The 25,974-nt window shown below is 40.9% G+C and carries 23 protein-coding genes; 14 read left to right on the top strand and 9 right to left on the bottom strand.

Annotated features, from left to right (window positions below; genetic code table 11):
• Positions 1 to 102 precede the first annotated feature (102 nt).
• The 7 genes from JKG64_RS07305 (at position 103) to JKG64_RS07275 (ending at position 9,566) form a co-directional block, all read left to right on the top strand.
• Positions 103 to 663, top strand: coding sequence for a Crp/Fnr family transcriptional regulator (locus JKG64_RS07305; protein ID WP_210353665.1), 561 nt, complete (start codon positions 103 to 105; stop codon positions 661 to 663).
• Between the two features lie 75 nt (positions 664 to 738).
• Positions 739 to 1,056 carry a DMT family transporter gene (locus JKG64_RS07300; protein ID WP_210353664.1) on the top strand — a complete coding sequence of 106 codons (318 nt, stop codon included), beginning with the start codon at positions 739 to 741 and terminating at the stop codon, positions 1,054 to 1,056.
• A 129-nt stretch (positions 1,057 to 1,185) separates the two neighbouring features.
• Positions 1,186 to 1,746 (top strand): sigma-70 family RNA polymerase sigma factor, encoded by a 561-nt coding sequence (locus tag JKG64_RS07295; protein WP_210353663.1) that lies wholly within the window; start codon positions 1,186 to 1,188, stop codon positions 1,744 to 1,746.
• A gap of 87 nt (positions 1,747 to 1,833) precedes the next feature.
• A complete protein-coding gene (locus tag JKG64_RS07290) occupies positions 1,834 to 3,003 on the top strand; it encodes a FecR family protein (RefSeq protein ID WP_210353662.1) in 1,170 nt (389 codons plus the stop codon).
• Positions 3,004 to 3,230: 227 nt separating this feature from the next.
• The gene (locus tag JKG64_RS07285) at positions 3,231 to 6,836 is read left to right on the top strand and encodes a SusC/RagA family TonB-linked outer membrane protein (RefSeq protein ID WP_210353661.1); all 3,606 of its coding nucleotides are present in this window, start codon (positions 3,231 to 3,233) and stop codon (positions 6,834 to 6,836) included.
• A gap of 20 nt (positions 6,837 to 6,856) precedes the next feature.
• Positions 6,857 to 8,401, top strand: coding sequence for a RagB/SusD family nutrient uptake outer membrane protein (locus JKG64_RS07280; protein WP_210353660.1), 1,545 nt, complete (start codon positions 6,857 to 6,859; stop codon positions 8,399 to 8,401).
• 37 nt (positions 8,402 to 8,438) lie between these two features.
• Positions 8,439 to 9,566, top strand: coding sequence for a TlpA disulfide reductase family protein (locus tag JKG64_RS07275; RefSeq protein ID WP_210353659.1), 1,128 nt, complete (start codon positions 8,439 to 8,441; stop codon positions 9,564 to 9,566).
• A gap of 215 nt (positions 9,567 to 9,781) precedes the next feature.
• Here the strand turns inward: JKG64_RS07275 and JKG64_RS07270 are convergent, their stop codons facing one another.
• Positions 9,782 to 10,183 carry a DUF1634 domain-containing protein gene (locus JKG64_RS07270; RefSeq protein WP_210353658.1) on the bottom strand — a complete coding sequence of 134 codons (402 nt, stop codon included), beginning with the start codon at positions 10,181 to 10,183 and terminating at the stop codon, positions 9,782 to 9,784.
• Positions 10,184 to 10,400: 217 nt separating this feature from the next.
• Complete coding sequence (locus tag JKG64_RS07265) at positions 10,401 to 11,234, bottom strand: sulfite exporter TauE/SafE family protein (protein ID WP_210353657.1); 834 nt, start codon at positions 11,232 to 11,234, stop codon at positions 10,401 to 10,403.
• A gap of 481 nt (positions 11,235 to 11,715) precedes the next feature.
• On the opposite strand from JKG64_RS07265, the gene JKG64_RS07260 reads away from it, so the two are divergent.
• A complete protein-coding gene (locus JKG64_RS07260; RefSeq protein WP_210353656.1) occupies positions 11,716 to 13,584 on the top strand; it encodes an endonuclease MutS2 in 1,869 nt (622 codons plus the stop codon).
• A gap of 88 nt (positions 13,585 to 13,672) precedes the next feature.
• Here the strand turns inward: JKG64_RS07260 and JKG64_RS07255 are convergent, their stop codons facing one another.
• Complete coding sequence (locus tag JKG64_RS07255) at positions 13,673 to 14,116, bottom strand: KTSC domain-containing protein (RefSeq protein ID WP_210353655.1); 444 nt, start codon at positions 14,114 to 14,116, stop codon at positions 13,673 to 13,675.
• Positions 14,117 to 14,338: 222 nt separating this feature from the next.
• Here JKG64_RS07255 and JKG64_RS07250 point away from each other — a divergent pair, with 222 nt between their 5' ends.
• Positions 14,339 to 15,139 (top strand): class I SAM-dependent methyltransferase, encoded by an 801-nt coding sequence (locus tag JKG64_RS07250; RefSeq protein WP_210353654.1) that lies wholly within the window; start codon positions 14,339 to 14,341, stop codon positions 15,137 to 15,139.
• Here JKG64_RS07250 and dxs read toward each other — a convergent pair.
• Positions 15,123 to 17,036: a 1-deoxy-D-xylulose-5-phosphate synthase gene (gene dxs, locus JKG64_RS07245; protein WP_210353653.1), complete on the bottom strand. Its 1,914-nt coding sequence runs from the start codon at positions 17,034 to 17,036 to the stop codon at positions 15,123 to 15,125. The two genes, JKG64_RS07250 and dxs, sit on opposite strands and share 17 nt — an antisense overlap.
• A gap of 79 nt (positions 17,037 to 17,115) precedes the next feature.
• On the opposite strand from dxs, the gene JKG64_RS07240 reads away from it, so the two are divergent.
• The 3 genes from JKG64_RS07240 to JKG64_RS07230 all read left to right on the top strand — a co-directional run bounded on the left by JKG64_RS07240 (position 17,116) and on the right by JKG64_RS07230 (position 20,029).
• Positions 17,116 to 18,519, top strand: a complete 1,404-nt coding sequence (locus JKG64_RS07240) for an aminotransferase-like domain-containing protein (protein ID WP_210353652.1) — start codon at positions 17,116 to 17,118, stop codon at positions 18,517 to 18,519.
• Between the two features lie 87 nt (positions 18,520 to 18,606).
• Positions 18,607 to 19,122 (top strand): GNAT family N-acetyltransferase, encoded by a 516-nt coding sequence (locus JKG64_RS07235; RefSeq protein ID WP_210353651.1) that lies wholly within the window; start codon positions 18,607 to 18,609, stop codon positions 19,120 to 19,122.
• 118 nt (positions 19,123 to 19,240) lie between these two features.
• A complete protein-coding gene (locus JKG64_RS07230; RefSeq protein WP_210353650.1) occupies positions 19,241 to 20,029 on the top strand; it encodes a DUF3575 domain-containing protein in 789 nt (262 codons plus the stop codon).
• A gap of 80 nt (positions 20,030 to 20,109) precedes the next feature.
• Here the strand turns inward: JKG64_RS07230 and JKG64_RS07225 are convergent, their stop codons facing one another.
• The 5 genes from JKG64_RS07225 to JKG64_RS07205 form a co-directional block, all read right to left on the bottom strand.
• Complete coding sequence (locus JKG64_RS07225; protein WP_210353649.1) at positions 20,110 to 21,099, bottom strand: diaminopimelate dehydrogenase; 990 nt, start codon at positions 21,097 to 21,099, stop codon at positions 20,110 to 20,112.
• Positions 21,100 to 21,181: 82 nt separating this feature from the next.
• Positions 21,182 to 21,952, bottom strand: a complete 771-nt coding sequence (locus JKG64_RS07220) for a TIGR03915 family putative DNA repair protein (protein ID WP_210353648.1) — start codon at positions 21,950 to 21,952, stop codon at positions 21,182 to 21,184.
• A 1-nt stretch (position 21,953) separates the two neighbouring features.
• Positions 21,954 to 23,201, bottom strand: a complete 1,248-nt coding sequence (locus JKG64_RS07215; protein ID WP_210353647.1) for a putative DNA modification/repair radical SAM protein — start codon at positions 23,199 to 23,201, stop codon at positions 21,954 to 21,956.
• A 61-nt stretch (positions 23,202 to 23,262) separates the two neighbouring features.
• Positions 23,263 to 23,739: a carboxymuconolactone decarboxylase family protein gene (locus JKG64_RS07210; RefSeq protein WP_210353646.1), complete on the bottom strand. Its 477-nt coding sequence runs from the start codon at positions 23,737 to 23,739 to the stop codon at positions 23,263 to 23,265.
• 62 nt (positions 23,740 to 23,801) lie between these two features.
• Entirely contained in the window at positions 23,802 to 24,377 is a 576-nt protein-coding gene (locus JKG64_RS07205; RefSeq protein WP_210353645.1) for a Crp/Fnr family transcriptional regulator, read from the bottom strand.
• 106 nt (positions 24,378 to 24,483) lie between these two features.
• On the opposite strand from JKG64_RS07205, the gene JKG64_RS07200 reads away from it, so the two are divergent.
• Positions 24,484 to 25,560, top strand: a complete 1,077-nt coding sequence (locus JKG64_RS07200; RefSeq protein ID WP_210353644.1) for an NAD(P)H-dependent flavin oxidoreductase — start codon at positions 24,484 to 24,486, stop codon at positions 25,558 to 25,560.
• A gap of 103 nt (positions 25,561 to 25,663) precedes the next feature.
• Entirely contained in the window at positions 25,664 to 25,897 is a 234-nt protein-coding gene (locus JKG64_RS07195) for a hypothetical protein (RefSeq protein WP_210353643.1), read from the top strand.
• Positions 25,898 to 25,974 lie beyond the last annotated feature (77 nt).

The raw sequence follows: 25,974 nt of genomic DNA, 5'->3' as shown, positions 1-25,974 counted from the left end.
GTTGTCTATCCATCTAAAAAAACTACGTTTGTCTAAACGTAGTTTTTTTATTTCCTGATCTATGATTACTTTTAGGCTTCGTGGAATGTTTAACTATTTTGAATGAATCCCATTATTCAGCAGTTTAAAAGATATGGTTTTCTCAGTTCAGAGGCGGAAACAGCTATTGAGGGGAGAACCAAGCACTTTTTTAAGAAGAAGCATGATCATTTTCTGAAATCAGGACAGGTATTGTCAAGTTATTTTGTTTTGGAAAAGGGCTTGATCCGGGCTTACTTTTATCGTGATGGCAAGGAGGTGAATACTTGGTTTGGTGAAGAGAATCAGATTTTCGGTTCTATACTCCCTGTGTATACGAATCGGCCTTCTTTTGAGAATATACAGTTTTTAGAGGATTCTGAGGTATATGCTATTTCTGTCGAGGATCTAAATGAATTGTATCGGATGTATCCCGAATTAAACCTCATCGGGCGTAAGATAGCTGAAGAGGTTTGCGTGATTTTAGAAGAACGTAGTATTTCGCTCCATATCGAATCTGCTTCCGAACGATACCAGTCATTGATCCGCTTGCAACCTAGACTGCTAAGTCGTATCAACCTCGGACATATTGCTTCTTATCTAGGCATTACTCAGGAGACATTGAGCCGAATCCGAAGATATTAGTTGATTTTGATATACATCAAAAAATGTTGCCGTTTTGGACTCTATTTTTGTGGTGTATAATTTAACTATTTGAAAATGAATTGGATTGCATTGATTGCTGCGGGTGTTTTTGAGATTGGTTGGCCTCTGGGGTTAAAAATGGCTCAAAGTGGAGAAGGTAATAAGGTCGGATGGATACTGTTGGCTATAGTGTCTATGGCGATTAGTGGAAGTTTATTGTTCTATGCTCAAAAAGCTATTCCAATAGGTACTGCTTATGCGGTATGGACAGGATTAGGGGCCGTAGGGACATTATTGGTTGGAATCACATTTTTTGGAGATTCTGCTAGCGTTTTTCGATTGCTTTCTGCGGTGTTGATTGTTGCGGGAATCGTTGGCTTGAAAGTCTTTTAAATCTCTTCCATGCTTCCCCTAAGATATTTAAAGTGGGGAAACATGGTTGTTTTTGATTTTTCGGGATGTCCTAAAGAATTGGTTTTTAATTAAAGATTTCTTTATTTAGCTGTATCGAAATCAAATATAATGGGCAACGAGTATTCAGAGCAAGTGGTAGACGAAGAGGAGATTGGTTCTCTTTTTAGGATGTACTACGCTGTGTTCTGTGTGCAGGCATTGCGTGTTGTGCACGATGTCGATATAGCAAAGGACTTGGTTCAGGATTTCTTTATTAATTACTGGGAGCGTCGGAAACAGGGGATGGGGCGTCCCGAGCAATTTAAGCATTATGGCATGCGTGCTGTTCGGAACCTGGGGATTGACTATTGTCGAAGGTTGGAGGTGAAAGAGCGAAAAAAGGAAGTTTTTTCTAATGTAGATCCTGCTTATAATCCGGTGGGGGAACAGGAGGAAGAGGCTTCTTATTACGACCGATTACAACGGATTTTTGAACTTTTGGAGGAACTTCCCGAGGGACAAAGAAAAATACTAAAGCTCCATGCTTTAGATAAAATGAGCTATCTCCAAATCGCTCATGCACAAGGCGTCAGTATAAACACGGTCCGAACCCAGCTAAGCAGGGCCTATAGTTCATTACGGAAGTCTGCCTCTGGGCTACTTTTACTTGCTTTGTTGACCTATATTTAAAAATAATATATCTGTAAATCAGTATTTTGTATTTTTTATTCTAAAGGCTGTCACATCTTTTGTGTTTTTTTGCGACTTACAGATACGATGGAGTCAAAAAAGTTTTCCCCCGAAGAACCCGATTGGGATAAGTTTCTTGAGCAACTGAATTCAGATTCTCAATTAGAGGGTCAGTTTTCACCTGTGGAGTCAACGCAGTTTAACGAGCTTAAACGGCTAGTGGCAGAAACCGCGGACGCATTATCTGTATATGATAAGTTGGACTGTGAAGGGAGTTGGAATACTTGTATGGATAAGGCTCGGGAGCGTAACTTGGTTGAAGAAGTCGCAAGTAATAGATTTTGGTCCGTTAAGCTTTTTATGCGCTATGCCGCAGCTGTCATCTTTTTGACTTTGACCATTGGGGGCTACTTTCTGATAAAGACTAAGTTTGGACAGGTTGTTGAAGATTCCGTTATAGCAGGCGGTATAGAGCCAGGAGGAAGCAAAGCCCGTTTGACGCTTTCAAATGGCGATACGATGGTATTAGATGCGGATGAAAAAGGAATTCGTATTGATGATAAGGGGATTAGTTATGAGAGTGGAGGTGCCGTATCGTCCTTTTCTCAGGAGGTAACTTATGCAACGTTGAGTGTCCCGCGGGCAGGGCAGTATCAGCTGGTGTTGCCGGACGGGAGTAAAGTTTGGTTAAATTCAGAGTCAGAGCTGACTTATCCTGTTTCTTTTAAGGGCACTTTACGTGTTGTTCATCTGAAAGGTGAAGGCTTTTTTGATGTTCAGCATATGGTGGATAGGCCTTTTGTTGTGAAGAGTAAAGGTCAGGATATTGAAGTTTTGGGCACAGCGTTTAACGTGTCAGCATATGAAAATGATGGGGCAGTGACGACTACGTTGGTAAGAGGGCGTGTGCAGATAGGAGCGACAGGTGTGGACGAACGTTTTCTGCTGAAACCTGGAATGCAGGCCCTGGTCAGGAACGGGCATGTCCACGTTAAGACTGGGGTTAACGTGGAGGAGTATACCGCATGGAAAGATGGGGTTATTGTGCTGGAAAAGCAAAATATACGAGAGGTCTTGAAACAAATAGAGCGATGGTATGATGTTGAGTTTGTTGTTGGAAAGACCGATCTACCGATGGAAACGATGTCTGGGGAAGTGTCGAACAAGCTTCCTATCGATGTGCTTTTGAAAGGCATTGAAGGGCAATTGAACATTAAATTTGAGCAAAATGGAAGGAGGTTTATGATTAAGAATTAGGTACTAAAACGTCTATTCTTTGTCATGAAAGAGGCCGTAGATGCTACCAACATCTACGACCGGGTGTCAGGGAATATCAAAAATTATGCTGAAAGAATTTTTTTACTAACCTAACCTGACAAAAGTAATCAATATCCTCGTGAACATAAAAAGCTAATTTTATGGGTATTGTAGGGTTTTATTGTGTGAATTCACGGTGATTGCTTTTGCAGGGGAAATTTAAATTTATGAATCTTAGAAACCTTGACAAGGTGGGAATATTGCTATGGCAGTGTATCACTCGATTTGTCACATGTAAACCGACAGGTATTGGTGTTATTATGAAGTTAATTATCTTTTTGACATTTGCCTTTTCTCTTCAAGCTTCGGCAAGTTTATTAGCGCAGCGTGTTTCTCTTTCTGTCAAAAACGGCAATTTGAAGTCTGTATTGACAGAGCTTAGAAAACAAAGTGGTTATTCGTTTATCTATAGCGATCACGATTTTAAGGATGCTAAACCTGTAGATTTTGAAGTTAAGGAGAAGGATATCCTAGAGGTGTTACCCGTGCTGTTTTCGGGACAGCCATTGACCTATTCTGTAAATGGAAAGCTGATTAGTCTGAGCCGTCAGGTTGTTAAAACAAAGACTGATATGGCGGGGATGAAAGAAGGAGCGGTATCGGATATGCAGCAACGCATTACAGGAAAGGTAGTGGACGAGAATGGACAGCCATTAGCTGGTGTCACTGTTTCGGTTCAGGGGCAGCGTGCAGGAGCGGTAACTGATGGGAATGGTGTATTTGCTTTGAATGTGACATCTTCTGAGGTGTCTTTGGTAGTGACGTATGTGGGGTATCAATCTCGTACATTACGTGCTAAGGCTAATATGGAAACGATTGTTTTGTCTCCGCAGGAATCTACGCTAGAAGAAGCTACTGTGCAGATCAACACGGGGTATCAAACTGTTTCTAGGGAACGGATGACTGGAGCCTTTGGTTATGTAAGTGGTGAGCAATTGGAACGGAAACTGGCGACTGGAATTAAGAATGCCCTTGAAGGACAGATTTCAGGATTGGTTATAGATCGGACCGGGAATGTGGAGATTAGAGGGGTTTCTACTTTTACCGCACAGATGACTCCGCTTCTTGTTGTTGATGGCTATCCTATAGAAGGACGTCTTGAGGATTTAAATCCGATGAATATTAGTAGTGTTACTGTCTTGAAGGATGGTGTTGCAGCTTCTATTTATGGCTCTAGAGCCGCAAATGGTGTTATTGTGGTAACGACTAAGAATGGGCTTTCGGGCAAACCGAGATTGCATTATTCGGGTTTCTTTCAGGCGGTGCAACGTCCTAATCTTCGACGTTTAAATAAAGCATCTTCGGCAGATTACATCGATGCGGAGATAGAGTTGTTTAATCTTGATCCAGATGCCGCATCTCCTATGGACTCCTATAATATGAGCCGTGTGACGTACCTATTGATGCAGGTACGTGAGGGAAAAATCACAGCGGACGAAGCAAATAGGGAAATTGAATCGCTTAAGAAAGTGGACGGTCTAAAGCAGATTGAACAAGCTTTCTTCCGCCCCGAAATCAACCATCAACATAATATTGGTATTGCTGGAGGTAGTGAAGAATATACTTATAACATTGCTGTAAACTATTTGGGATCTCAACAGAATATGATCAATAATCATAGTAAGCGGTTGACTTTTGACCTAAAGAATGAATGGAAGCCCTTTTCGTTTTTGACAGCTGGTGCATCTGCAAATTTTGTAGTCAATAATTCAGAATCGAGTAGTATGTTGGTCACGAATCAATGGGGGACGAATCCTGTTGGTTATGATTTTTCGGCTTTGACCAGTTGGTCTCTACAGACTATGTTGCAACCGTATACCAATTTATGGGATGAAGCAGGAAATCCTGCTCCAGTCTGGGGATTGAGTCAGTATAAGGAAGATACCTATCGGAATACACCCGGTATGAAGCGTTGGGATTATAACCCCATTGAGGATTTCGATAAAAGCCGTTATACAGGCAAGTCGTTCTCCTCTCGTATTACTGGATTTTTACGGGCTCAGGTATTGGCTGGCCTTACAGCAGAAATTGGCGGAAATTGGGAGAAAGGTAATACGTTGACACAGGGATTTCAGTCAGGCGATGCTTATGATATCCGTATTGCTTACAATGATGCAACTTCTCGGTCTAATCCTGCCTTACACTATTTGCCGGAGGGCGGCGTGATTAATGAGAATAGAAACCTGAACGAATCTTGGACATTGAGGTCGCAGCTAAACTATAATACCATTTTGGGAGAGGGAAAACATCGGATCCATGCTTTATTTGGGAATGAGATTAGGAAACTAACCTTTGATAATAATGAGTTGGCTTCACGTTTTGGATATAATCCTGTAGCGGGAAGTTTTATCCCTGTGAATATTAAAGATTACTTGGGGGGACTCTATGATTCAGATATGTTGTTTGAAGCGACATTCCCAGGTATGACGAATGGAGAGTTTAAATATAGGGATACCCGTTTTGTCTCTTGGTATGGTAACTCGTCATACGAGTATGATAATCGTTTTATTCTGAGTGGTAGTATCCGTATGGATATGACGAACTTCTTTGGTACAAGTAAGAAATATCGTTATAAACCTATGTGGTCATTGGGAGGGACGTATAAGTTAAGTAATGAAAAGTTCTGGGACAGTGAGCTGGTAAACAAGTTATTTGTTCGCGGGTCTTATGGGATCAATGGTAATATTTCTTTGAATAATGGTCCTTCACTGATCTTACGGGCAGGAAGCTATTCGCCAACTACAGGTGGTATTGCTTACAATGTGGCTTCTCCTCCTAACGATCAGCTCCGATGGGAAAAAACGACTATTGCGAATATCGGGATAGATTTCGGTTTATTCAAAAACCGGGTTGAAGGTTCTTTCGACTACTATAATAAAGAGAGTACAGACCTATTGACGGGCGATGCTATTGACCCGACTTTTGGTTATGGTTCTCTAGTTCGCAATGTTGGGTCTATGCGTAATCATGGTATTGAACTTGGTTTGAATGTGCGGGTTGTAGAGGGAACTGATTTTCGGTGGATGATGTCACCTAATGTCTCATTGAATATCAATAAGGTGAATTACTATCGAGTGAACCGTACCTCACCAATACATTTGACGGCTGGTGCCGGAGTACTTGTAGAGGGATATCCTGCCACATCTTTATGGGGGTATCAGTTTGCCGGGTTGAATGATATTGGACAGACACAAGTTTATAACAAAGATGGCCAGGTTATTCTCATTGGTGGGGCAAAGATTCCTGATATGATATATCAAGGTACGCTAAGACCTAAATGGGACATGGCATTGACCAATAATTTTAGTTATAAGGATTTGAATCTTTCCTTTATGATGATTGCTAAGCTTGGTCATAAATATCGTAAGGATGGCTTTGCTGGTTCGAATATTCAGACCAGGACAGTAGGACAACGTTGGAATCCAGAATCACCAAATAACAACACAATCTATCCAGCGTTACAGAGCTGGAATATGGATATGTTTTATTTTCCTTTTATAGACCGTCTTATTGGGAATGCGAGTTACGCCAAATTGCGTGATGTGACCCTGATGTATGATTTGAGCCGGTACACGAAATTATGGCGTATTCCAAATGCGCAAGTGTATGTGCAGGGACGTAATTTGTTTTATGTAACAGCTAAGGGAGTGGACATCGATCCGGAGACAGCGGAGCAGAATATTTCTGGCGGTGCTACTTACGAAAAGGAGCAATCCTTTAGTTCGCTACCTGTACCAAGAGAATTTTTCATTGGTTTAAAAATCGGTTTCTAACAATTAAGATATTATTAGACATGAGAAGAAATATATTAACGATTCTATTGACGAGTCTTTTGATTAATAGTAGTTGTACGAAGTTTTTGGATGTGAAACCTGTCGGTCAACTTATACCTACTAAGGTCGAAGATCTGGAGAACTTATTGAACAGTAATAATACAGTTGAACTGTTTTTTGTGGACAATAATAAAGGCAGTTTTTATGCTCACTTAGGGGATAATTTGAGGATTAGTGATAATCAGGCAAAATACCTTTTCTTGAATACGAACCCTAATGTGGAGCGTTTAGCTGCTTATAAATACTATTATCCTTACTTTGATCCGAATAAATCAGCTCCTACCTGGGATAATGCGATCTATAAAGCTGCGGGCATTTTTAATGTGGTGATCGATGAGGTTACGAAATTGAATGCTCAGGGGTCGGATCTCGGTAGAATGCTTATCGCCCAAGCGAAGGCAGGTCGAGCCTGGAGTTACATGGTGGGTGGCTTAGCCTATGGTCCTATGTTTGATCCCAATGGGAGTAATGATGCTCGAGTATTGCCTTATCGCAAAGCGAGTTCTCCAAATGAACCTCACCCCGGATTATCGACTACAGGTGAAATTATGGATTTGGTTGAGCAAGACCTATTGGAGGCTTTAGATGCTCCCCTGCATGTTGCTAATCCATCCCGAGCGAGTATTTCTACTGTACATGCGCTTTTGGCACAACTGTATATGTATAAGCGGGATTGGGTAAAGATGTCGGAGCATGCAGATCTGGCGTGGACAAAGGCCTTAAGCGCTAAGGGAAATGCCGATAATCTAATCTATAATTACAATGACTTCTTTTATAGGCCGGATGATAATGCGACACCAACTCCAGGGACGGACGTGGAGACGGTATTAGATCTGCAGGGGCCTGATAATTTGCATTTTCAGACCAATAATCGGGAGTTTTTGCTTTTCAGAACGGGACCTGTAGGTACAAATAGTTATCCTTCTGATGAGTTTTTGAGTCTTTTTGATACGAATAGCGATAAGCGCTATAAGTTGTTTGCCCTGAAGAAACTGGGCTATTCGACTACTGTGGGCGGCGTGCGTTATAACGACGGGATACAACGGTATTATATGAAGGATAGTAAGATGATTAGTAACGCAGGGTTGACCTATCCAGAGTTGCTATTGATGCGTTCGGAAGCGAATGCACGAAATGGCCGATTGGGAGCTGCGTTGCAAGACCTTAATTTGTTGCGCAAATATAGGTATAGCGGAAGTGCTACTGATTTGGTGGGAGGCAACTCGTTGGATAAAGATGCCTTATTGTATGAGGTTTTGAAAGAACGTCGAAGAGAATTACCGATGGCTTCGTTTCAGCGTGTATTGGATATAAAGCGTTTGGCCTTGGATACAGGGAAGCCGTGGTGCAAGACTCGTATTGAACATGTCATCGATGGAAAGTCTTATGCCGCGGATGTAAAAAGTAAATACTTTACATTACAGATTAGTAATTCGATTATCTCCTTCAACCCTCAATGGGGTTTACAACCTAATAATGATCCTTATTTGCCGGCTTCATTTTAGGACGAAATAACTATATAAATGATAATAATTTAATTCGATGATAAAAACTATTATAAGTGTTCTGCTGTGTGTGCCAACTCTTCTATTTGCACAAAATGAAAAATATAAAATTGAGGGCACTATAAAAAAATCAACGCCAGGAAATAAGGTGTATTTGTCCTATCGCCTCGATGGAGAGAATGTACGCGACAGCTCCGATATCCGTCAGGGTCGATTTAGCTTTGCAGGTATATTGAATGGTCCAACACGGATATCGCTGACGGTGTCTCCGCAAAAACCTGAAGTTGCAAGTGGAATGGGGGATACCTATATTCTTTATTTGGATAAGGGGAATGTACGTTTGAATGCAGATGATTCTATACGAAATTCTGTATTGGTGGGTCCTAAGTTGTCTACAGAGTTTGTTGCCTATTCTAAACTTATAGAAAAACCTGTAAATGCTATCCGTGCTATTGAGCAACGGTGGTATGATGCTCCTATGGAATTGCGCGATGATGAAGATTTTGTTAATGAACTGACAGCGTTGACCGAACCTATTCGGGCGGAGAAGTATCGTATTCAATGGGAGTATATCAAGACGAATCCTACTTCTTATTTTAGCTTAGTGGCTCTTCAAGAGGTTGCTGGTTTAGAAATGGATGTGCCTTTAGTATCTCGTTTTTTTGAGTCACTCCCTGCCAATTTGCAGAACTCTCCTGAGGGAAAGGTTTTTGCTCAGCGTATCGCTATTGCTAAAACGACAGCAGTGGGCGTGATGGCACCTGATTTTGTTCAGTATGATGTCCATGATAAGGCTGTTAAGCTTTCTGATTTTAGAGGGCAGTATGTACTTTTGGACTTTTGGGCTTCTTGGTGTGGTCCTTGTCGGGCAGAAAATCCTAAGGTGGTAGCTGCTTATCATAAATATAAGTCGCGGAATTTTACCATACTCGGGGTATCTCTGGATAGTCCAGGTAAGAAAGCGAATTGGATCAAAGCGATAGAGGAAGATCAATTGCCTTGGAATCATGTGAGCGATTTGTTGGGATGGAAGAATGCTGCAGCGACTTTGTATGGCGTACGAGGGATTCCACAAAACTATCTTATTGGTCCTGATGGACGAATTTTAGCGTTTAACCTTCACGGTGAGGATCTGGATAATAAGCTTGCGGAGCTTCTGCCATAGCGAGTTTTATATAAAGAAAACGCCTGTAGCGGGGAGCTACAGGCGTTCTTAACTAACCAATTATTAACCTAAATTATGAATACACAAATATAAGACGGAAATCCGATTTGAAATGTTAAGATTTGTTAATATTTGTTTTGTTTCATTGTTGTTACATGGTATTTAATTTGGGTATAATGGTGTTTGTTAAAATTATATTAATCTTTTGCTTAACTTTATCCTTTTAAACCACTGCTTATACTTCCTACTATTACTGCTAGAACAATCAGGGTGATTATGATATACATCGTATCTTTTTCGATAATGAATCCTACGAGCGATCCAATAACGCGAACGATGGGGGTACAGATGAGGAGTAGAACCCCAAGTTGTATAATCTGTGGTACACTGATTTGCATGACGCCTGATATTATCCCTGATATGGTGGTATTCGCATTTGTTTCTCCAATAAATTCGGTATAATTGGGGATCGGGTCTTTGCCATGTACTGTTAAGTAGAGCATGCCGCCTATTATTAGGGTGACGGATGCCAATAAAACTCCAATACGGAGAATCTGCCCTACTAAAAGGGATATATCTTTATCATTCCAGTAATTTTTTGAGAATACTTGTTTCATATATATAATTATCTTCGATGAGCTCGCAAGCTCGGTTTGATTTTCAATTGCTATCCGCCAGCTGGCGGATCCAAACTATGTTATGCACGACTTGTTGCAATTAGTGTGCATGCTGCTTCGCGGTCATTCGTGTTTGTGCAGTTGCTGCTACATGGATATTTCATATGTGTATTACTTATTTATCGTTTTTTAGTTGATCGATGCACGTTTCTATCGGTTAGAATTTGTTTTGGACACCATTATAAATCATCTGTAATGCGACTAGTGTGATAGCTATGGCAAATATCAAACGTAATGTTTTTGGATTCATTTTTTTTAGAAGTTTTGAACCCGTTATAGCTCCGCAGAGTACACCTAGTATGACAGGGAAAGCAATTCCTGGGTCCATATAACCTCTCTGTAGGTATACGACTGCCGATGCTGCTGCGGTCACGCCAATCATAAAGTTACTTGTCGTTGTACTTACTTTAAAGGGGATTTTCATTAGTCCGTCCATTGCCAATACCTTTAGGGATCCTGACCCTATACCGAGTAGTCCGGATAGTACTCCAGCTACACCCATCAGAGAGAACCCTCCGACTATGTTTGTAAGTTTGTAAGGTACTTTTTGACCATCTACAGGATAGGTGCTATTGAGTTTTAGTTTTTCGGCTAGCGGGGAACCTCCCGCTAAAGCGTGTTCGTTTTTCTTACGCAATGTCATGATTGCAGAGAAAATAAGTACTACCCCAAAAATTATAGCGATGGTATTGGTCGGCATGTATATGGCAATCAGTGCGCCTACGACGGCTCCTATGGTAGTCGCTATTTCTAAAAACATTCCCAATCTTATGTTGGTAATTCCCTCTTTTACATAAGCTGTGGCCGCACCTGAGGATGTAGCAATGGAAGCTAGTAAGGCTGCGCCTATGGCATAGCGTATGTCTACATGAAATAGTAAGGTAAGGAGTGGTATAACAACAACGCCTCCGCCCAGTCCCGTGAGCGAGCCAAGTAATCCAGCAATGAAGGTTCCGAGAAATAAAATCAGTGTAAAAGTAAGTATTGTCATATTTATCGTTTTATGGGATTCGATAGCTTTGTGCAATAAAACTAAGTGGTCCTAAAGTCGGGGTAAACTTAGTGGGTTTTTATTATTTTTAAAACAAAGGCAGTGGAATAAATACAATTGTTACAAGGCTAGTGCAGCAGAATTCGATAAGATGGATGATTTCTTTGGTTTTTGGGAATGAGAAGCAACAAGCTCGTTAAATTCAATTTTGCTACTTGGAGAGTTTTGTAAAATAGGTTACCTTTGTCGTTGATTTTTAAGTAATGTCTGTCATGTCGTTTCTTTCCGTATAATTACCATATCGCAATTTTACACGCCACACCTAGGGGTGTCGAGGCTATACTGCTATCTCTTGTCGAGAGATAAGGTATCGGACCTCCGATTCGATATGGGCCCACTCAATTTTTTATAATATATTTTTTTTACTGTCGATCTACAGCACGTCTGTTGTAGAATAGGCTATTTTATACTAGAATTTGAGATGAATATTTATCCGGAAAACTTTGAACAGAAGTTGAGTTTTGACGTAATCCGTGAACATATAGTAGCTAAATGTTTGAGCCCGATGGGGGAAGAGTTGGTTTTTGCTATGTCTTTCTCTTGGGATTATGCCACGGTCACGAGACACCTTACACAAACACATGAATTTGTGCAAATCATCCAATCCAAAATGGATTTTCCTACAGCTTACTTTTTGGATATGCGTCATACACTGCTTGGCGTAGACAGGGATTTGTCTGCCTGGCTATCGGCCGAAGAGGTGGGAGATTTAGTGAATTCTTTAGAAACGATAACATCTATTGTCGACTTTTTTGTTTTACCGACCACAAGTGGTGTTTATCCAGAACTTAAGAAGCTGGCAGAGAAAGTTGCTGTTTTCCCTATTATACTGGAGGAGGGCGGGAAGCTTCTTGATAAAACTGGACAGATTAGGGACAATGCCTCCCGTGAGCTTGCTTCTATCCGCAAGCGGAAAATAGAAGCGGAAAAAGATGTTGCTAGAAGTATGCAGGCAGCACTTCGAAGTGCACAGAGTCAGGGACTCGTGGCTAAAGATGTGCCTATTGATATGCGAGGTGGGCACTTCTTGATCCCAGTCACTGCATCTAATAAACGTAAGATTAAAGGTGTGGTGCGGGATAGCTCCGGTAGTGGGAAGACTTTTTTTATAGAGCCTGAAACTGTTGTAGAAGCTTGTCATAGACTACGCGAATTGGAGAACGACGAAAGACGGGAGATCGCTCGTCTACTAACGGTTTTTACCAATTTGGTACGAGGAGAACTTATGGCATTGATGCATGCCTACAGTTTTATGGGAGATATTGACTTTATTCGAGCCAAAGCGCTTTTTGCTATACGTATAGACGGGACGATGCCATTGATGAAAAATAGACCACACGTTTATTGGCATCAGGCTATACATCCTTTACTGGATATGATGTTGCGGCAAGAAAATAAGAGAGCTGAGCCTTTGGGGATTTATCTTACGGAAGAACACCGTATTTTGATTATTTCGGGTGTTAATGCTGGAGGTAAATCGCTTTGTCTAAAAACTACGGCTTTATTACAGTACATGCTTCAATGTGGGATTTTAGTCCCTGTTGGTAAGAATGCTGAAGGAGGTATCTTCGAACGCCTATTTTTGAATATTGGGGATGGTCAAAGTCTGGAAAGTAGTTTGAGTACTTATACTTCTCATCTCACGCATATGCGTAACATCTTATCGTATCATGATGATCGAAGCCTTATTCTTATCGATGAGTTTGGCGGTGGAACTGAACCACAGGTTGGTGGTGCTATAGCTGAGACCTTATTGGAACGATTTAACTCGGAAAGAAGTTTTGGATTGATTACCACGCACTTTCAGAATTTGAAACGCTATGCCTATCAAACAGAAGGCGTCAGAAATGCAGCGATGCTGTATGACCTTGTCGGTATGCGTCCTCTTTATAAGCTGGCCATCGGTACTGCTGGAAGTGCTTTCGCTTTTGAAGTAGCACGACGTATAGGTCTACCCGAGGATGTATTATTGGAAGCTTCGCATAAGGTGGCTGATGTAGACCTCGTATTGACGGATCCACTGGAAGGCATGGTTACTGAGGTGGTTCAGGATAGTGTTGAAATGCTTGAAGTCGATATTACCGAAGAAGATTTGACTGACGCCATGATTATAGAGAATGTTTTGGAAGATCCAGCGATACGGCCATTAAAGAAAGGAGATAGGGTGCGTGTAAAAGGACAACAGATCGTGGGTATCTTAATGGAAATACAGGGTAGCTTAGGAAAAGTTGCTTTTGGTGAGCTTCTGAGCAATATCAAGATGATTCGTCTTGAACTAGCCTCTGACTAGGGATAAAGAGTGTTAGACGGCTTTTAGACCATTTATATTAACCCCATTATTTCAGTCCGTAGAAGTTGAAATAATGGGGTTTATGGTATTAAGCAGTGGTCTTTAGTATATTTCTGTAGGTGTATTTGGGGTATATGTGACGTTTCGCAAAACGAGCTGGCGAATCTGCATTGACAAATTTAATATACTCGTTTTTCGGCACACTGAAATATTCGTACTTGCTACCGTTTAGAAATGTAATCGTCAATACCTGGCTTTCCCATTCAAAGTCCACTATTGCTGAGTTCGTTATGGTATCTTGATATATAGGAAGCTGATTGCTCAAGGTTTCTGGACAGATACTTACCAAAAAATGGTATGCTTCTATCATTTCTTTACTTTTCTCTTCTGCCGCAGCCAAGCCTTCTTGATCATTAGCAAATCTATCCGGATGACATTCCTTCATGATTTGTCGGTAGCGAGCTTTCAATGTGCTAAGTTCAACTTTGCTATCTACGTCCAATAGTCTTCTGTAATCTGCTATTTTTTTCATGGGGGCAAAGGTAGTTAATCTCTTGTACTATAATGTATGGTTTTATAAAAAATATACGAAATCAGGGTGTTCAGGATGTGCTTTCGAAAGGAAATAAATCTTACTTTTGAAAGGTTACTTTTAAGAGGGGTACTTATGAAAACTTGGTGATTTGTTTCTCTAGTTGTGGAAACTAATTGAAACAAGATCGCTTTATTACCACTAAAAATTAAATCTGAGCAGATGAAAAAGGATATTGATGATAATTTATTTTTGGACCATAATAGGACGTCTTGGAATAAGCAAGCGCAGTCAAATAGTCCATGGTCGCAACCTGTCAGTTCCGAACTGATAGCTGAGGCTAAGAAGGGGAATTGGGAATTGTATCTTACACCTCAGCCCTTGCCTAAGCGTTGGTTAGGTGATGTCAGAGGCAAGAAAATATTGTGTTTGGCGTCAGCGGGAGGGCAGCAGGCACCTTTACTGGCAGCTCTGGGCGCAGAGGTTACCGTCTTTGATATTTCGGCCGAGCAATTGGCGCATGATCGTATGGTTGCTGATCGGGATGGTCTGGATCTGCTTACTGTGGAGGGGGACATGCGGGATTTGGGCGTCTTTGACGATGCCCTGTTTGATCTCATCTTTCATCCTATTTCGAATCATTATGTCCCTCAAGTGATTCCTGTATGGAAGGAGTGTTATCGCGTGCTGAAGAGTGGCGGTGTGCTGTTAGCCAGTTTTTATAATCCAGTTCTTTTTATTGGAGACCGTGATCCATCCTATATGAATCAGGGGGTGATCTGTCCCCGTTATAAAATACCCTATGCAGATATTACAGACCTCGACCCAGGACTTTTGAAAGCCAAAATCAGCAATAACGAGCCTCTGGTTTTTGGACATTCGCTAAGCGATTTGATCGGAGGTCAGTTGGAGGCCGGTTTTGTCATTGCTGATTTTATGGAAGATGAACAACCCAATCCACGGTTTTTGGTGGATCGCTATTTACCTACGTTTATGGCAACTAGAGCTATAAAATGGCCGTAACCGGAGACTGGTTTGTGTAAACTTCTTTTACTGTAGCAACTATTGCATCTTTGTCATATGCGTAGAGTCGGTGCAACTCTGGGATGCTCCCATGTATAGCGAAGCTATCGGGGAGGCCCAATCTTTTGACTGTTGCTTGATAGCCCTGTTCTACCATAAACTCGATTACAGCGCTACCTATACCACCGATAATACACCCATCCTCGACAGTTATTACGGAGGAGAATTGTTGAAATACTTCGTGTAAAAGTTCTATATCCAAGGGCTTGAAGAAACGTAAGTCGTAGTGGGCAGCCTGTATTCCGTCGTCTTGCAGTTGTCTACATGCCTGCTGTACTTCTTGTCCGATAGGTCCTATCGAAAGAATGGCGATACCTTTGCCTGAGCTTATCTTACGTCCTTTTCCTATTGGAATTTGCATAAAAGGAAGACAGGGTTCAATGCGGGAGGTATTACTTTTAGGATAACGTATGGCAAAGGTACCTTTGCAGTCGTGATGCTGTGCTGTATATAAGAGGTTCCGAAAATCTGTTGCATCCATTGGAGATGCTCCGATCATATTGGGGATACATCTCAAATAAGCTATATCAAATGCGCCATGATGCGTAGGTCCATCCGCCCCAACGACACCAGCCCTGTCTATACAGAGTACTACATCTAATTTTTGCAGAGCTACATCATGTATGATCTGATCGTAGGCTCGTTGTAGAAAAGTGGAGTAGATGGTACAGAAAGGACGTAATCCATCAGTTGCAAGTCCTGCGGAGAATGTGACAGCATGTTGTTCCGCTATGCCTACATCAAATACACGATCTGGCATTTCTTTTTTCATTTTTGTAAGGGCACTGCCGGACAACATAGCGGGACTGACTGCTACTATATTAGTATTGGCTTTAGCTAATTCTATAAGGGTGTTTCCAAAGATCTCTTGGAATGTTATGGTATCTTCAGAATGTGGTTTTTGCGAAAGTGTAATTCCCGTTTCCTTATCAAACTTACCTGGAGCATGCCATTTTTCCTTTTCCTGCATGGCCGGTAAATAGCCATTTCCTTTGGTGGTTATACAGTGTAGTATTTTTGGTCCGGGGATATGTTTTAACTTTTCCAGGATATGGACTAGTTTTTGAATATCGTGCCCGTCTATCGGACCAAAATAGCGTATGTTCAGTGCCTCGAACAGATTGCTGTGCTGTAGGACACCTCCTTTTATTGCTTTTTCCAGTTTCCGGAGTACATCAATGGACCATTTTGCTGAGGGGAGAATAGAAAAAACTTTTTTGACTTGCGATTTTAAGGCATTGTACTGTTCTCCTGTAGTGAGTTTAATCAGATAGTTTTGGAGGGCGCCTACATTATTATCTATGGACATGTTGTTGTCATTGAGGATAATAAGTATGTTGGGTTGTTCAAATCCGACATTGTTGAGGGCTTCGAAAGCTAGCCCAGCGGTCATGGCTCCATCTCCAATCACTGCAATATGCTGTCTTTTTGTGTTCTTATTGTGACGTGCAGCCACTGCCATTCCCAAAGCTGCGGATATAGAAGTCGAGGAGTGTCCTGTTCCAAAGGCATCAAATTCACTCTCTTCTCTACAGGGAAAGCCGCTGATGCCTCCCAATTGTCGATTGGAGTAAAAGAAATTCTTTCGTCCTGTTAGGAGCTTATGTACATAGGCCTGATGTCCAACATCCCATACGAGCTTGTCAACGGGTGTATCAAAGACATAGTGTAATGCAATGGTGAGTTCCACCACGCCTAGGCTAGAGCTGAAATGCCCTCCGTTTTCGGCTACATGATCGATTAAAAATGAACGGATTTGTTCACCTAGAACGGTTAATGAGTGAAGTGGCAGCTTACGCAAATCTTCGGGTACTTTAATGGGGAGGTGTTCCTGCATCTCGCTATCTTTTTATTACAAATTTATATTTCTTAGGTTTGTGATACAGGTACAGAAACTGTAAATATAATCGGTACAGATGGGGGCTTATAAATTTGAGGTTTTTACGAAAGCTATAGCGCAGAACATAAAAGATGGAGTTTTTAAGGCAGGTTATAAATTGCCCTCCGTGCGAATGTTAAAAGAACAGTATGGGCTTAGTATCAGTACGGTACAAAGTGGTTATGATTATCTGGTGCTGAGTGGTCTTGTGGACAATGTTCCTAAGTCGGGGTATTATGTACGTAGTCAATCCGTTGTGTCTGTCTCTGAACAAGGTAAAAGACGTCCTGTAATTCGGGATGCTACTTTTAAAAAGCATCTCGGATTAACAACAAGATCGAATGACAGAGGGAGGTTATCCGAGTTTAATGTAGCCGCTCCAGGAGATTTGTTGGTGCCTCAAAAGCTGCTTTTACGGACAATGCAACAGGTTATTCGAGAGCAAGGAACGAATTTGTTGCGTTATTATCCAGCAAGTGGTTCTATGGATTTGAAATCGAATATTGCCCAACGGGCCGCCGCCTACCAGACGATTCTCCATCCAGAAGAGTTGTTCGTTACCGATGGAGGACTACAGGCTTTGTATATTGCGTTGGCTTCAGTATGTGTAGCAGGGGATGTGGTTGCTATTGAGACTCCTTGCGTTTTTTCGGTTCTTGAGATTATCCGCGTGTTAAAGCTGAAGGTTATTGAAATACCGACGCTTGTAGATGTTGGTTTTGATATTGATTTCTTTAATAAGGCATGTGTTAATAGTCCTATTAAAGCGGTCGTCGTAACTCCTAATTTTCATAATCCAACGGGATCGTTGCTGTCTGATGATCAAAAGAAAAGGCTATTGGACATCATCGTGTATTATGGTATTGCTTTAATTGAAAACGATATCTGTGGAGATTTGTATTTTCATGGAAAGCGGCCATCTACTATCAAAGGGATGGATAAGAGTGGGTTGGTTATGAGCTATTCTTCCTATTCCAAGACCTTAGCTCCTGGTATTCGCGTGGGGTGGCTCGCTGCGGGGAAATTTACCCAACGCGCTGAACAGATTCGCTTTGCATTAGGTAGTACGGTTTCTCCAATCTATCAGGAGACGGTAAGCCGTTTATTAAGTAATAGCAGTTATGACCGTCATCTTCGTACATTTCGGATGCAACTGGCGCGCAATGCCTATACTGCGATCCATCTGATAAGCTCGTATCTACCGCAGGGAACAGTTGTGCAGCCCCCTCGTGGTGGCTACAACCTGTGGGTACAGCTACCCCTAAATACGGATATGGAAGCCTTTTATAAACATTGTGAAGAGGTCGCTATTCGGTTTACACCTGGATTTACGTTTTCTTTCTCAGGCAATTTTGATACTTGCTTTAGAATGGTTTTTGCGGATAACTTTTCGGATCAAAAGAAAGAAGCTATACAACGGTTGGGTGAACGGCTAGGTTAAACTGTACTGTTTCTACTTTTATGTTTTGTACTCGATTGTCTGCTCTGTGCATCATAGCTTTGTGGTTTTAATATAATGCTTTTGAAGATGAATATAAATACAAAATTTACCGTTGCCACAGACGAAGGTACACGTGTTCTCGACGTGTTGACAAAGGAGTTAGCGATAGAGAAGTTTACACATTTGTTGGATAAGGAAACTCTTGTTGACTATATTTCTGATAGGTTTAATCTGAAGGTTCTTGTAGATGAGTTGAATAGTATGTCCAATCAATGGTTGGTAGTCTATGTCGATGATATTGCCGCGGGGTATGCGCGAATAACGACACAGGGCAAAAAAATAGCTATTCTCGAAGGAAAGCGTGTAGTGCGTATTGCTGATTTTGGTGTTTTGGAAAAATATCATAGCAACGAAGTGATGAATTCCTTGCTTGACAAATGTATACAGGTATGTCGCTCTTACGAAGGGATTTGGATTAATGAGTATATAGAAAGCCCCTTGATCTCTAGTTTTGAAGCAAAAGGTTTTGTACAGCAGCATGAAGGGGATAATCAGCATGATGATTTGCCGTTGAAATCGCATTATTTTGTCCTATTTCTTTAAATGTTATTTCTAGAAGGTACTCTTCTGATGTACTATTATTTATCTATAAATACCCAATTCTAGGTATGTGTATATGATGTCGTATTACTTATATTTGGCGCAACCAAATAGCAATAATATGAAATTAAAATCTTTACTTTTTATTAGCAGTATTTTTATACTGTTCTGTGGCTCTTCCGTTTTCGGACAGCAAATCGATTCTGAACCTAAAAACATGGTCAAATTGAATGTACTTCCATTGGTCAGCGGAAAATTCGCGTTTGAATATGAACGCATGATCAGGGAGCGAATTACTGTAGGAGGAGCTGTCAGTTTTAGGCCGAGCAAGGGGTTGCCTTTTTTGTCTACAGTACGGGATGTCGTTGATAACGATGACTTAAATGAGTTTTTAGATGGTTTCAAGAGCGGTAATTTTTCTATTACTCCTGAAGCTCGATTTTATACTTCTAAACGTGGACCATTTCGTGGATTCTATGTTGCGCCATATCTAAAGTATACAAATTATTCGTTACGGGCGCCGTTAAACTATGATCTCGAATTGACTGCTGGTGGACAGATATTTAAAGAAAATGGTTCTATACCTGTCAAGGGTAGCCTGAACGCGTATACCGCTGGATTTTCTATAGGGTTTAATTTTCGCTTAACAGATAATTTGCATTTAGACTGGAGGTTGATCGGACCTGGATATGGGTTTGCAAAAGGTAGTCTGGGTGGACAGAAGAAGCTTACAGCAGATGAACAAGAACAAATACGCAAAGAATTGGATGACATCAAGGATGCTTTATCCGATTTGCCAGTATCTGTTAAAATGAAGTATGAGGTGCATGGAGAAGGTGTCGATGTGAAGGTGTCGAATAGTCCATGGGCAGGTATTCGTTCGGGACTATCAGTCGGGTATCGGTTTTAACAGCCTTAATTTAAGAAAATCGAGACTAAGCTTATAGGTCTCGATTTTCTTAATGATAATATTAGGGGAGTATACTACACCTATAGTAATGTACGGCGTAGTTCTTCCTCAGATCTTGGAGATAGATAAGACAGAGGTATATCCAATACGGTACGGGCACCGGTCTGTCCTTGTTTAGCCATTTTGCCTACTGCACGAGCACATGCTACCAATACACTGGCTGTGAATTCAGGATTGCTTTCCAGGGTCAAACTAAATTCAATACGTTGCTTGGCTCCACTGCCGGATACGCCAGAACGGAATACGATTCCTCCATGTGGCATTGTATTGTGGTTTTGTACCAGCTCTTCTTCACTGATAAAATGCACTGTCGTGTCGTAATCGGCGAAGTAATTGGGCATTGTTTTTATCGTTTTTTCAATAGCTTCTTTATCTGCCCCTTCTTCTGCAACTAGATAACATACACGTTTGTGTTTTTCTGCGGTTGACAGGATCGAGTTTTCGCCCGAACGGACCTTTTCCAACGCACTATCAATAGGTATGGTATATTGTACGCCATTTTTGACACCGGCTACTCTTCTTACAGCATCCGAATGCCCTTGACTCAACCCTTTGCCCCAGAAGGTATAGTCCTCACCTTCTGGGAGTACGCTTTGTCCAATCAATCTTGCTAAGGAAAATAAGCCCGGATCCCATCCTGTAGAAATAAGACTTAACGTATTAGATGCTTTGGTACAATCGTTTACTTTGTCGAAGTATTCGGGTATCTTGGCGTGTGTATCAAAACTGTCAACGGTATTAAATAACTTAGAAACTTCCAATACTTGTTCAGGGAGGTCCGTAGACGAACCGCCACAGAGTATCATTACATCTATTTTGTCCTGATAGTCTGTTATGTAGTCCATCGCGATAGCTGGGCCTTCGCAGTGAAGTGTTGCAGGCGGTCTTCTTGTAAATACAGCTATAAGCTCCATATCGGGATTCTGCTTGATTGCTTTTTCTACGCCTTTTCCGAGGTTGCCATACCCCACGATACCTATCCTCAAAATATCTTTAGCTTTATTGTTCATGTTAAGATTTGAAAAATTAGTGTTTAAGTTTGAGGTAGCGAATCTACAAAAAAAAGAAGGGTCAGTGCGGATTTCAGTTGCTTTAATCTTTATCTAATTTTTCGGGCAGATATTTCCAATATCTTTTGGGTACATGTTGTAGGTGTAGTTTTAGATTTTTTCGGGCTTCGATGTTCGTGCTTTTGAAATAGCTTTGCCATAATTTTGTGTATAGGCTATCTGTTGCATCAACTTCAATATGCTGTCCGGGATGTTGTAATGCCTTTGACTGTTCTTTGGTTATGGTCACTTCGGTTACTGTGTGCAGGTCATAAAGTATACCGTATTGGCGTTTGTTGTCATATATTAACCACGGTTGATCGGCATATCGGTTTTTAAAAAAGGATATGATCAAAGGTAAGACATTAAAGTCTGGTTCTACGATGGAGACGTACATTCCGTTGGCGTCTTTTTGGAATCTGACAAAAGCTTTCATGCGATGACGTTCTCGATTGACTTTTCGTAGTGCCTGATGGAATCTTAATACCCTTTCGTCACCATAATTTTGAAGGATGGAAATATCGTTTTTAAAACTTTTTATTATCAATTCGAAGATGGTCTGCCGTATTTCGGGGTCTTCGGAAAGAAAAGCCCTCCAAAAGTCCATAGCCTTGTTTGGGGGAAGTATTTTATATAATCCTTGATATACACGGTTTGATTTGGTAGTGTCGGAGCTGATGTGTTTGATTTGATCAAACAAGGCTCCTTGTAGCTCAGAATCTAGCGCTAGTTTTACATTATACTCTTTGTATTCAAAAGCGGTGAATACAGCTGTAAGAAGTCCTTGATAACTGCCGTCGTAACTATAGATCATACTAAAATAAAGATAGTTGTGTCGCTGAAGACTGGTTATGAAGTGTGCCCTGTAGAATATGCCTGCGCACATTATCCATTTTTATATCGCCCAAAGTGATTAGGGAGTCTGCACATATCATAAAGTGCCGGGCGCGATTGTAGGCTATGCCCATTTTTTTTAACTGGTACTCGCGGAGTTTTCCAAATTTTCGTGCTTGGATTATTTTCATTGCTGATTGTCTTCCTATACCTGGGATGCGTATAATGGTCCAGTAGTCTGCTGTGTTTATATCGATTGGGAACAGATGGGGGTGACGTAATGCCCAGCTTAATTTAGGATCTATCTCTAGATCTAGATTCTGGAATTCGGGATTTAAAATCTCGTGAATCTTAAATCCGTAGAAACGCATTAACCAATCGGTCTGGTACAATCTGTTTTCTCGAACAAGGGGAGGTTTCGTTCCTATTTGCGGGAGTAGACTATCTGTATTTGCAATCGGAATATATCCGGAGTAGTAGACTCTTTTTAAGTTATAGTTGGTGTAAAAATCGTCAGCCACCTGCATAATCTCATAGTCGTTTTCGGGAGTTGCACCAATTACCATCTGTGTACTTTGTCCTGCCGGAACAAAAGAAGGGATATGTTTGAGGCTCTTTTTTTCGTTTTTATATTGTTTTAATTTGTCGTTCACAAAAGCCAACGGTTTTCTAACTGAATCGTGGTCCTTTTCTGGAGCTACTAGTTTTAATCCAGCATCCGTAGGAAGCTCCAAATTAATACTCATCCTGTCTACATATAGTCCAGCTTGTTGTATGAGTTCTTCGCTTGCTCCGGGGATAGTCTTGAGATGTATATATCCATTATAGCGCTCTTCGGTGCGAAGCTTTTTGGCAATACGGAGTAGCCTTTCCATAGTGTAATCAGCATTTTTGAATATACCGGAACTCAAGAACAGCCCTTCAATGTAATTGCGTCGATAGAAGTTCATTGTTAGTTGTACAACTTCTTCGACAGTAAAGGCTGCCCGTTGAATATCGTTTGAACGTCTACTGACACAGAAAGCGCAGTCATAGATACAATGATTGGTCAAAAGTATCTTTAGAAGGGATACACATCGCCCATCTTCTGTGTAGGTGTGACAAATCCCTGAATGGGAGGCGTCACCTATCCCTCCTGTATTTTTCCTTTTGGATCCCGATGAACTGCAACTCACATCATATTTTGCGGCATCAGCAAGAATTTTTAGTTTTTCTTCGAGTCTTTCCATAACATCAAAAATACTAATATTATTAGTATTTTTGATGTATTATTTTATCTTTAATTTTCTTTTATAGCGTTATGCTATCCAATCCCAATACTTTATCCAATGTGCCAGGTTGCGCACGGAATCCTACCCCAAAGCGATTCAACGCATTGATAAGAGTAATAATCATCGTCAATTGAGCCATCTCTGCATCAGAGAAATGTGCTTTTACAGATTGGTATAGGTTGTCGTTTGTGCTTTCTGGGCTAAGGTGCGTCAGAGCTTCTGTCCATAACAGGGCCGCTTTCTCTTTTACTGAAAATAGGTCAGACTCTTGCCAGCCTGTGAGATGTAGTAAACGAAGGCGATTTTCACCATCGCGGACAGCTTGTTTAGCATGGATATCAACACAGAATAAGCACCCATTTATCTGGGATGCCCGCAAACGCACCAAATGTATAAGAAGATTGTCTAATGATGAATTGCCTGCTAGGGTATCTAGTTCTATGAGTTTGCCATAGGTCGCAGGAATGAATGAACTGTAGTTTAATCGTTGTGCCATGATCTATTATTTTTTGATATATCAAAGGTACAGTTATGACATGTTTAAAAACTTGAACAGGTTCAAGAAGTGATTTTACGCCTTAGTTTACTGACATACTCGGCCGAAAGTCCGAGGTAACTCGCGATGAGGTATTGTGGAACGCTGTTTACGAAGTCAGGAAAAGCATCTTTGAACTGAAGATATATATCTTCCTTACTGTAGCTCAATATGTATTTCATGCGAGTTTGATAGGCACCGTAAGCTATCTGATATACTGTTCGAAAGTAAGACTCCATCTTTGGGAAAGCGGCAAGTAATTTTTCTCTTTTTGTTGCGGTAATGCTGTATAATTGGGTGTTTTCTACGGCTTGTATATAAAATTCGGCAGGTTGTTTCCTTTGAAGGGCGAGGTAGTCTGCTATCCACCACTTTTGTAAACCAAATTGAACCGTATGTTCTATTCCCTGTGGATCTATAAAGTACATATGAAGACAACCTGTTATGACAAAATATTCTTTAGGATGGTGTTCACCTAGATGCATCACAAGGTCTTTTTTATGGAAGACTTCCTGCTCAAAATAGGGAATCATCTCTATAAATTCCTCTTCTTCGACTTTTACAAATTGATTGATATGTTGGAATAAATCTTTTGCCATTATGCAAGATACGTTAAAAATGTTTGTTTGGAAGGAATGAAGCTTGAGCGAAATAGTACTATTTTTGTAGGAACACCTTTAGTAGGCGATAAGTAATCTTTTACATATGCATTGGGATAAGGAATTTATACAATTATTAGGAATACAATATCCATTGATACAAGCACCGATGTTTGGGGTTTCTACCGTAGATATGGCTGTAGCAGCGGCACAAGCTGGTTGTTTGGGCTCATTGGCACTGGCTGATATCGATGCAGATATGGCAGTACAAGCGATTCGAGCGATCAGGAAACTTACCGACAAGCCTTTTGCGGTTAATCTATTTGTGCATCGCATACCAGAAGTTACCCCCGAATTAGTAAGGAAATATGGAGAGGTCAAAGCATTTTTAGAGACTTTTGCAGCTCAGCATAGCATTGAAGTTGTTATTCCTGAACTATCCGCATTCAAGATAAACGAATATCATAGCCTAGTGGACGTTGCTATTGAAGAGAAGTGCAAGATTGTCAGTTTCACTTTTGGGAATTTGGACGAAGCCAGTATTGCACGTCTCAAAGCTGTGGGGTGTATATTGATTGGTACATGTACCAGTGTGCGGGAGGCTATGATTTTAGAAAAATCCGGTATCGACCTTATTTGTGTACAGGGAATCGAAGCAGGAGGGCATAGAGGCAGTTTTGCGGACGAGGGGATTCTACAAATCGGAGGATTTTCGCTGTTATCGCAAGTATATGATACGGTAGATGTGCCTTTAATCTATGCAGGAGGTCTATCCAACGGAAGAACAATATTAGCTGCTCAGGTTTTGGGTGCAAAAGGATTTCAGATCGGAAGTTTATTATGTGCTTCTGCTGAAAGCTCCCTGAAATATTTTGAGAAACAACGATTGATCAGTGCTAGAGAAGAAGATGTTATTCTTACGAAGAGTTTCTCCGGTAGATATGCAAGGGGGATAAAAAATACGTTTACAGAAGCAATAGACGATAGTGGTTACATTCTTCCCTATCCCTATCAAAATAAAATTACGGGAGTGCTTCGTGCTGTAGCAAAACGTAATGAAAACGTAGATTTTTTAAATCTATGGACGGGACAGTCATTGCCTCAGTTTAGTGAGCGATCGACAGCAGATATCCTGAAAGAGTTGTTGGCTGATGTCGAACACTATAGGAAATACAGCATCTAAACGTTTCTTAAGCGATTCAAAATCATGTACGTATCAAGTGCATGTTATAATAGCAGAAAAATATTTTTAATCTCCCTATCTTTGCAATCTAACAAGATAGAATATGGCTAGAGAAACAAAGAGAGGACTATATCAAGGAATAGTTGAACGGGATGAAAAAGGAAACTATTATTGCGGTCCTTACTTATTAGATTACAAGCTCACCGAATCAAGTTTTAAGTTGGGAGATAAAGTGAGTATCAAAAAAATAGTAAGCAATACCAGTGGCAAAAGTATTGAAGAGTATCCGCAAAAGGCGATAAAGTTTTCATTAGCTGGTGAAGATAGAAACCTGTAAAAAGTCATCAGTACTTTCTCACTCATCTGATTTAATAATGTCAAATAGATTTTTTGTAAATTAGGAGCATTTTATAT

Origin of the sequence: Sphingobacterium tabacisoli, assembly GCF_017908035.1 — a bacterium.
Classification (GTDB): domain Bacteria; phylum Bacteroidota; class Bacteroidia; order Sphingobacteriales; family Sphingobacteriaceae; genus Sphingobacterium; species Sphingobacterium tabacisoli.
This window is presented reverse-complemented; position numbering and strand designations above follow the sequence as displayed.

Excerpts from the sequence above, each read along its gene's own strand:
- JKG64_RS07305 (WP_210353665.1), top strand. The coding sequence starts at position 103 with ATGAATCCCATTATTCAGCAGTTTAAAAGATATGGTTTTCTCAGTTCA.
- JKG64_RS07300 (WP_210353664.1), top strand. The coding sequence starts at position 739 with ATGAATTGGATTGCATTGATTGCTGCGGGTGTTTTTGAGATTGGTTGG.
- JKG64_RS07295 (WP_210353663.1), top strand. The coding sequence starts at position 1,186 with ATGGGCAACGAGTATTCAGAGCAAGTGGTAGACGAAGAGGAGATTGGT.
- JKG64_RS07290 (WP_210353662.1), top strand. The coding sequence starts at position 1,834 with ATGGAGTCAAAAAAGTTTTCCCCCGAAGAACCCGATTGGGATAAGTTT.
- JKG64_RS07285 (WP_210353661.1), top strand. The coding sequence starts at position 3,231 with ATGAATCTTAGAAACCTTGACAAGGTGGGAATATTGCTATGGCAGTGT.
- JKG64_RS07280 (WP_210353660.1), top strand. The coding sequence starts at position 6,857 with ATGAGAAGAAATATATTAACGATTCTATTGACGAGTCTTTTGATTAAT.
- JKG64_RS07275 (WP_210353659.1), top strand. The coding sequence starts at position 8,439 with ATGATAAAAACTATTATAAGTGTTCTGCTGTGTGTGCCAACTCTTCTA.
- JKG64_RS07270 (WP_210353658.1), bottom strand. The coding sequence starts at position 10,183 with ATGAAACAAGTATTCTCAAAAAATTACTGGAATGATAAAGATATATCC.
- JKG64_RS07265 (WP_210353657.1), bottom strand. The coding sequence starts at position 11,234 with ATGACAATACTTACTTTTACACTGATTTTATTTCTCGGAACCTTCATT.
- JKG64_RS07260 (WP_210353656.1), top strand. The coding sequence starts at position 11,716 with ATGAATATTTATCCGGAAAACTTTGAACAGAAGTTGAGTTTTGACGTA.
- JKG64_RS07255 (WP_210353655.1), bottom strand. The coding sequence starts at position 14,116 with ATGAAAAAAATAGCAGATTACAGAAGACTATTGGACGTAGATAGCAAA.
- JKG64_RS07250 (WP_210353654.1), top strand. The coding sequence starts at position 14,339 with ATGAAAAAGGATATTGATGATAATTTATTTTTGGACCATAATAGGACG.
- dxs (WP_210353653.1), bottom strand. The coding sequence starts at position 17,036 with ATGCAGGAACACCTCCCCATTAAAGTACCCGAAGATTTGCGTAAGCTG.
- JKG64_RS07240 (WP_210353652.1), top strand. The coding sequence starts at position 17,116 with ATGGGGGCTTATAAATTTGAGGTTTTTACGAAAGCTATAGCGCAGAAC.
- JKG64_RS07235 (WP_210353651.1), top strand. The coding sequence starts at position 18,607 with ATGAATATAAATACAAAATTTACCGTTGCCACAGACGAAGGTACACGT.
- JKG64_RS07230 (WP_210353650.1), top strand. The coding sequence starts at position 19,241 with ATGAAATTAAAATCTTTACTTTTTATTAGCAGTATTTTTATACTGTTC.
- JKG64_RS07225 (WP_210353649.1), bottom strand. The coding sequence starts at position 21,099 with ATGAACAATAAAGCTAAAGATATTTTGAGGATAGGTATCGTGGGGTAT.
- JKG64_RS07220 (WP_210353648.1), bottom strand. The coding sequence starts at position 21,952 with ATGATCTATAGTTACGACGGCAGTTATCAAGGACTTCTTACAGCTGTA.
- JKG64_RS07215 (WP_210353647.1), bottom strand. The coding sequence starts at position 23,201 with ATGGAAAGACTCGAAGAAAAACTAAAAATTCTTGCTGATGCCGCAAAA.
- JKG64_RS07210 (WP_210353646.1), bottom strand. The coding sequence starts at position 23,739 with ATGGCACAACGATTAAACTACAGTTCATTCATTCCTGCGACCTATGGC.
- JKG64_RS07205 (WP_210353645.1), bottom strand. The coding sequence starts at position 24,377 with ATGGCAAAAGATTTATTCCAACATATCAATCAATTTGTAAAAGTCGAA.
- JKG64_RS07200 (WP_210353644.1), top strand. The coding sequence starts at position 24,484 with ATGCATTGGGATAAGGAATTTATACAATTATTAGGAATACAATATCCA.
- JKG64_RS07195 (WP_210353643.1), top strand. The coding sequence starts at position 25,664 with ATGGCTAGAGAAACAAAGAGAGGACTATATCAAGGAATAGTTGAACGG.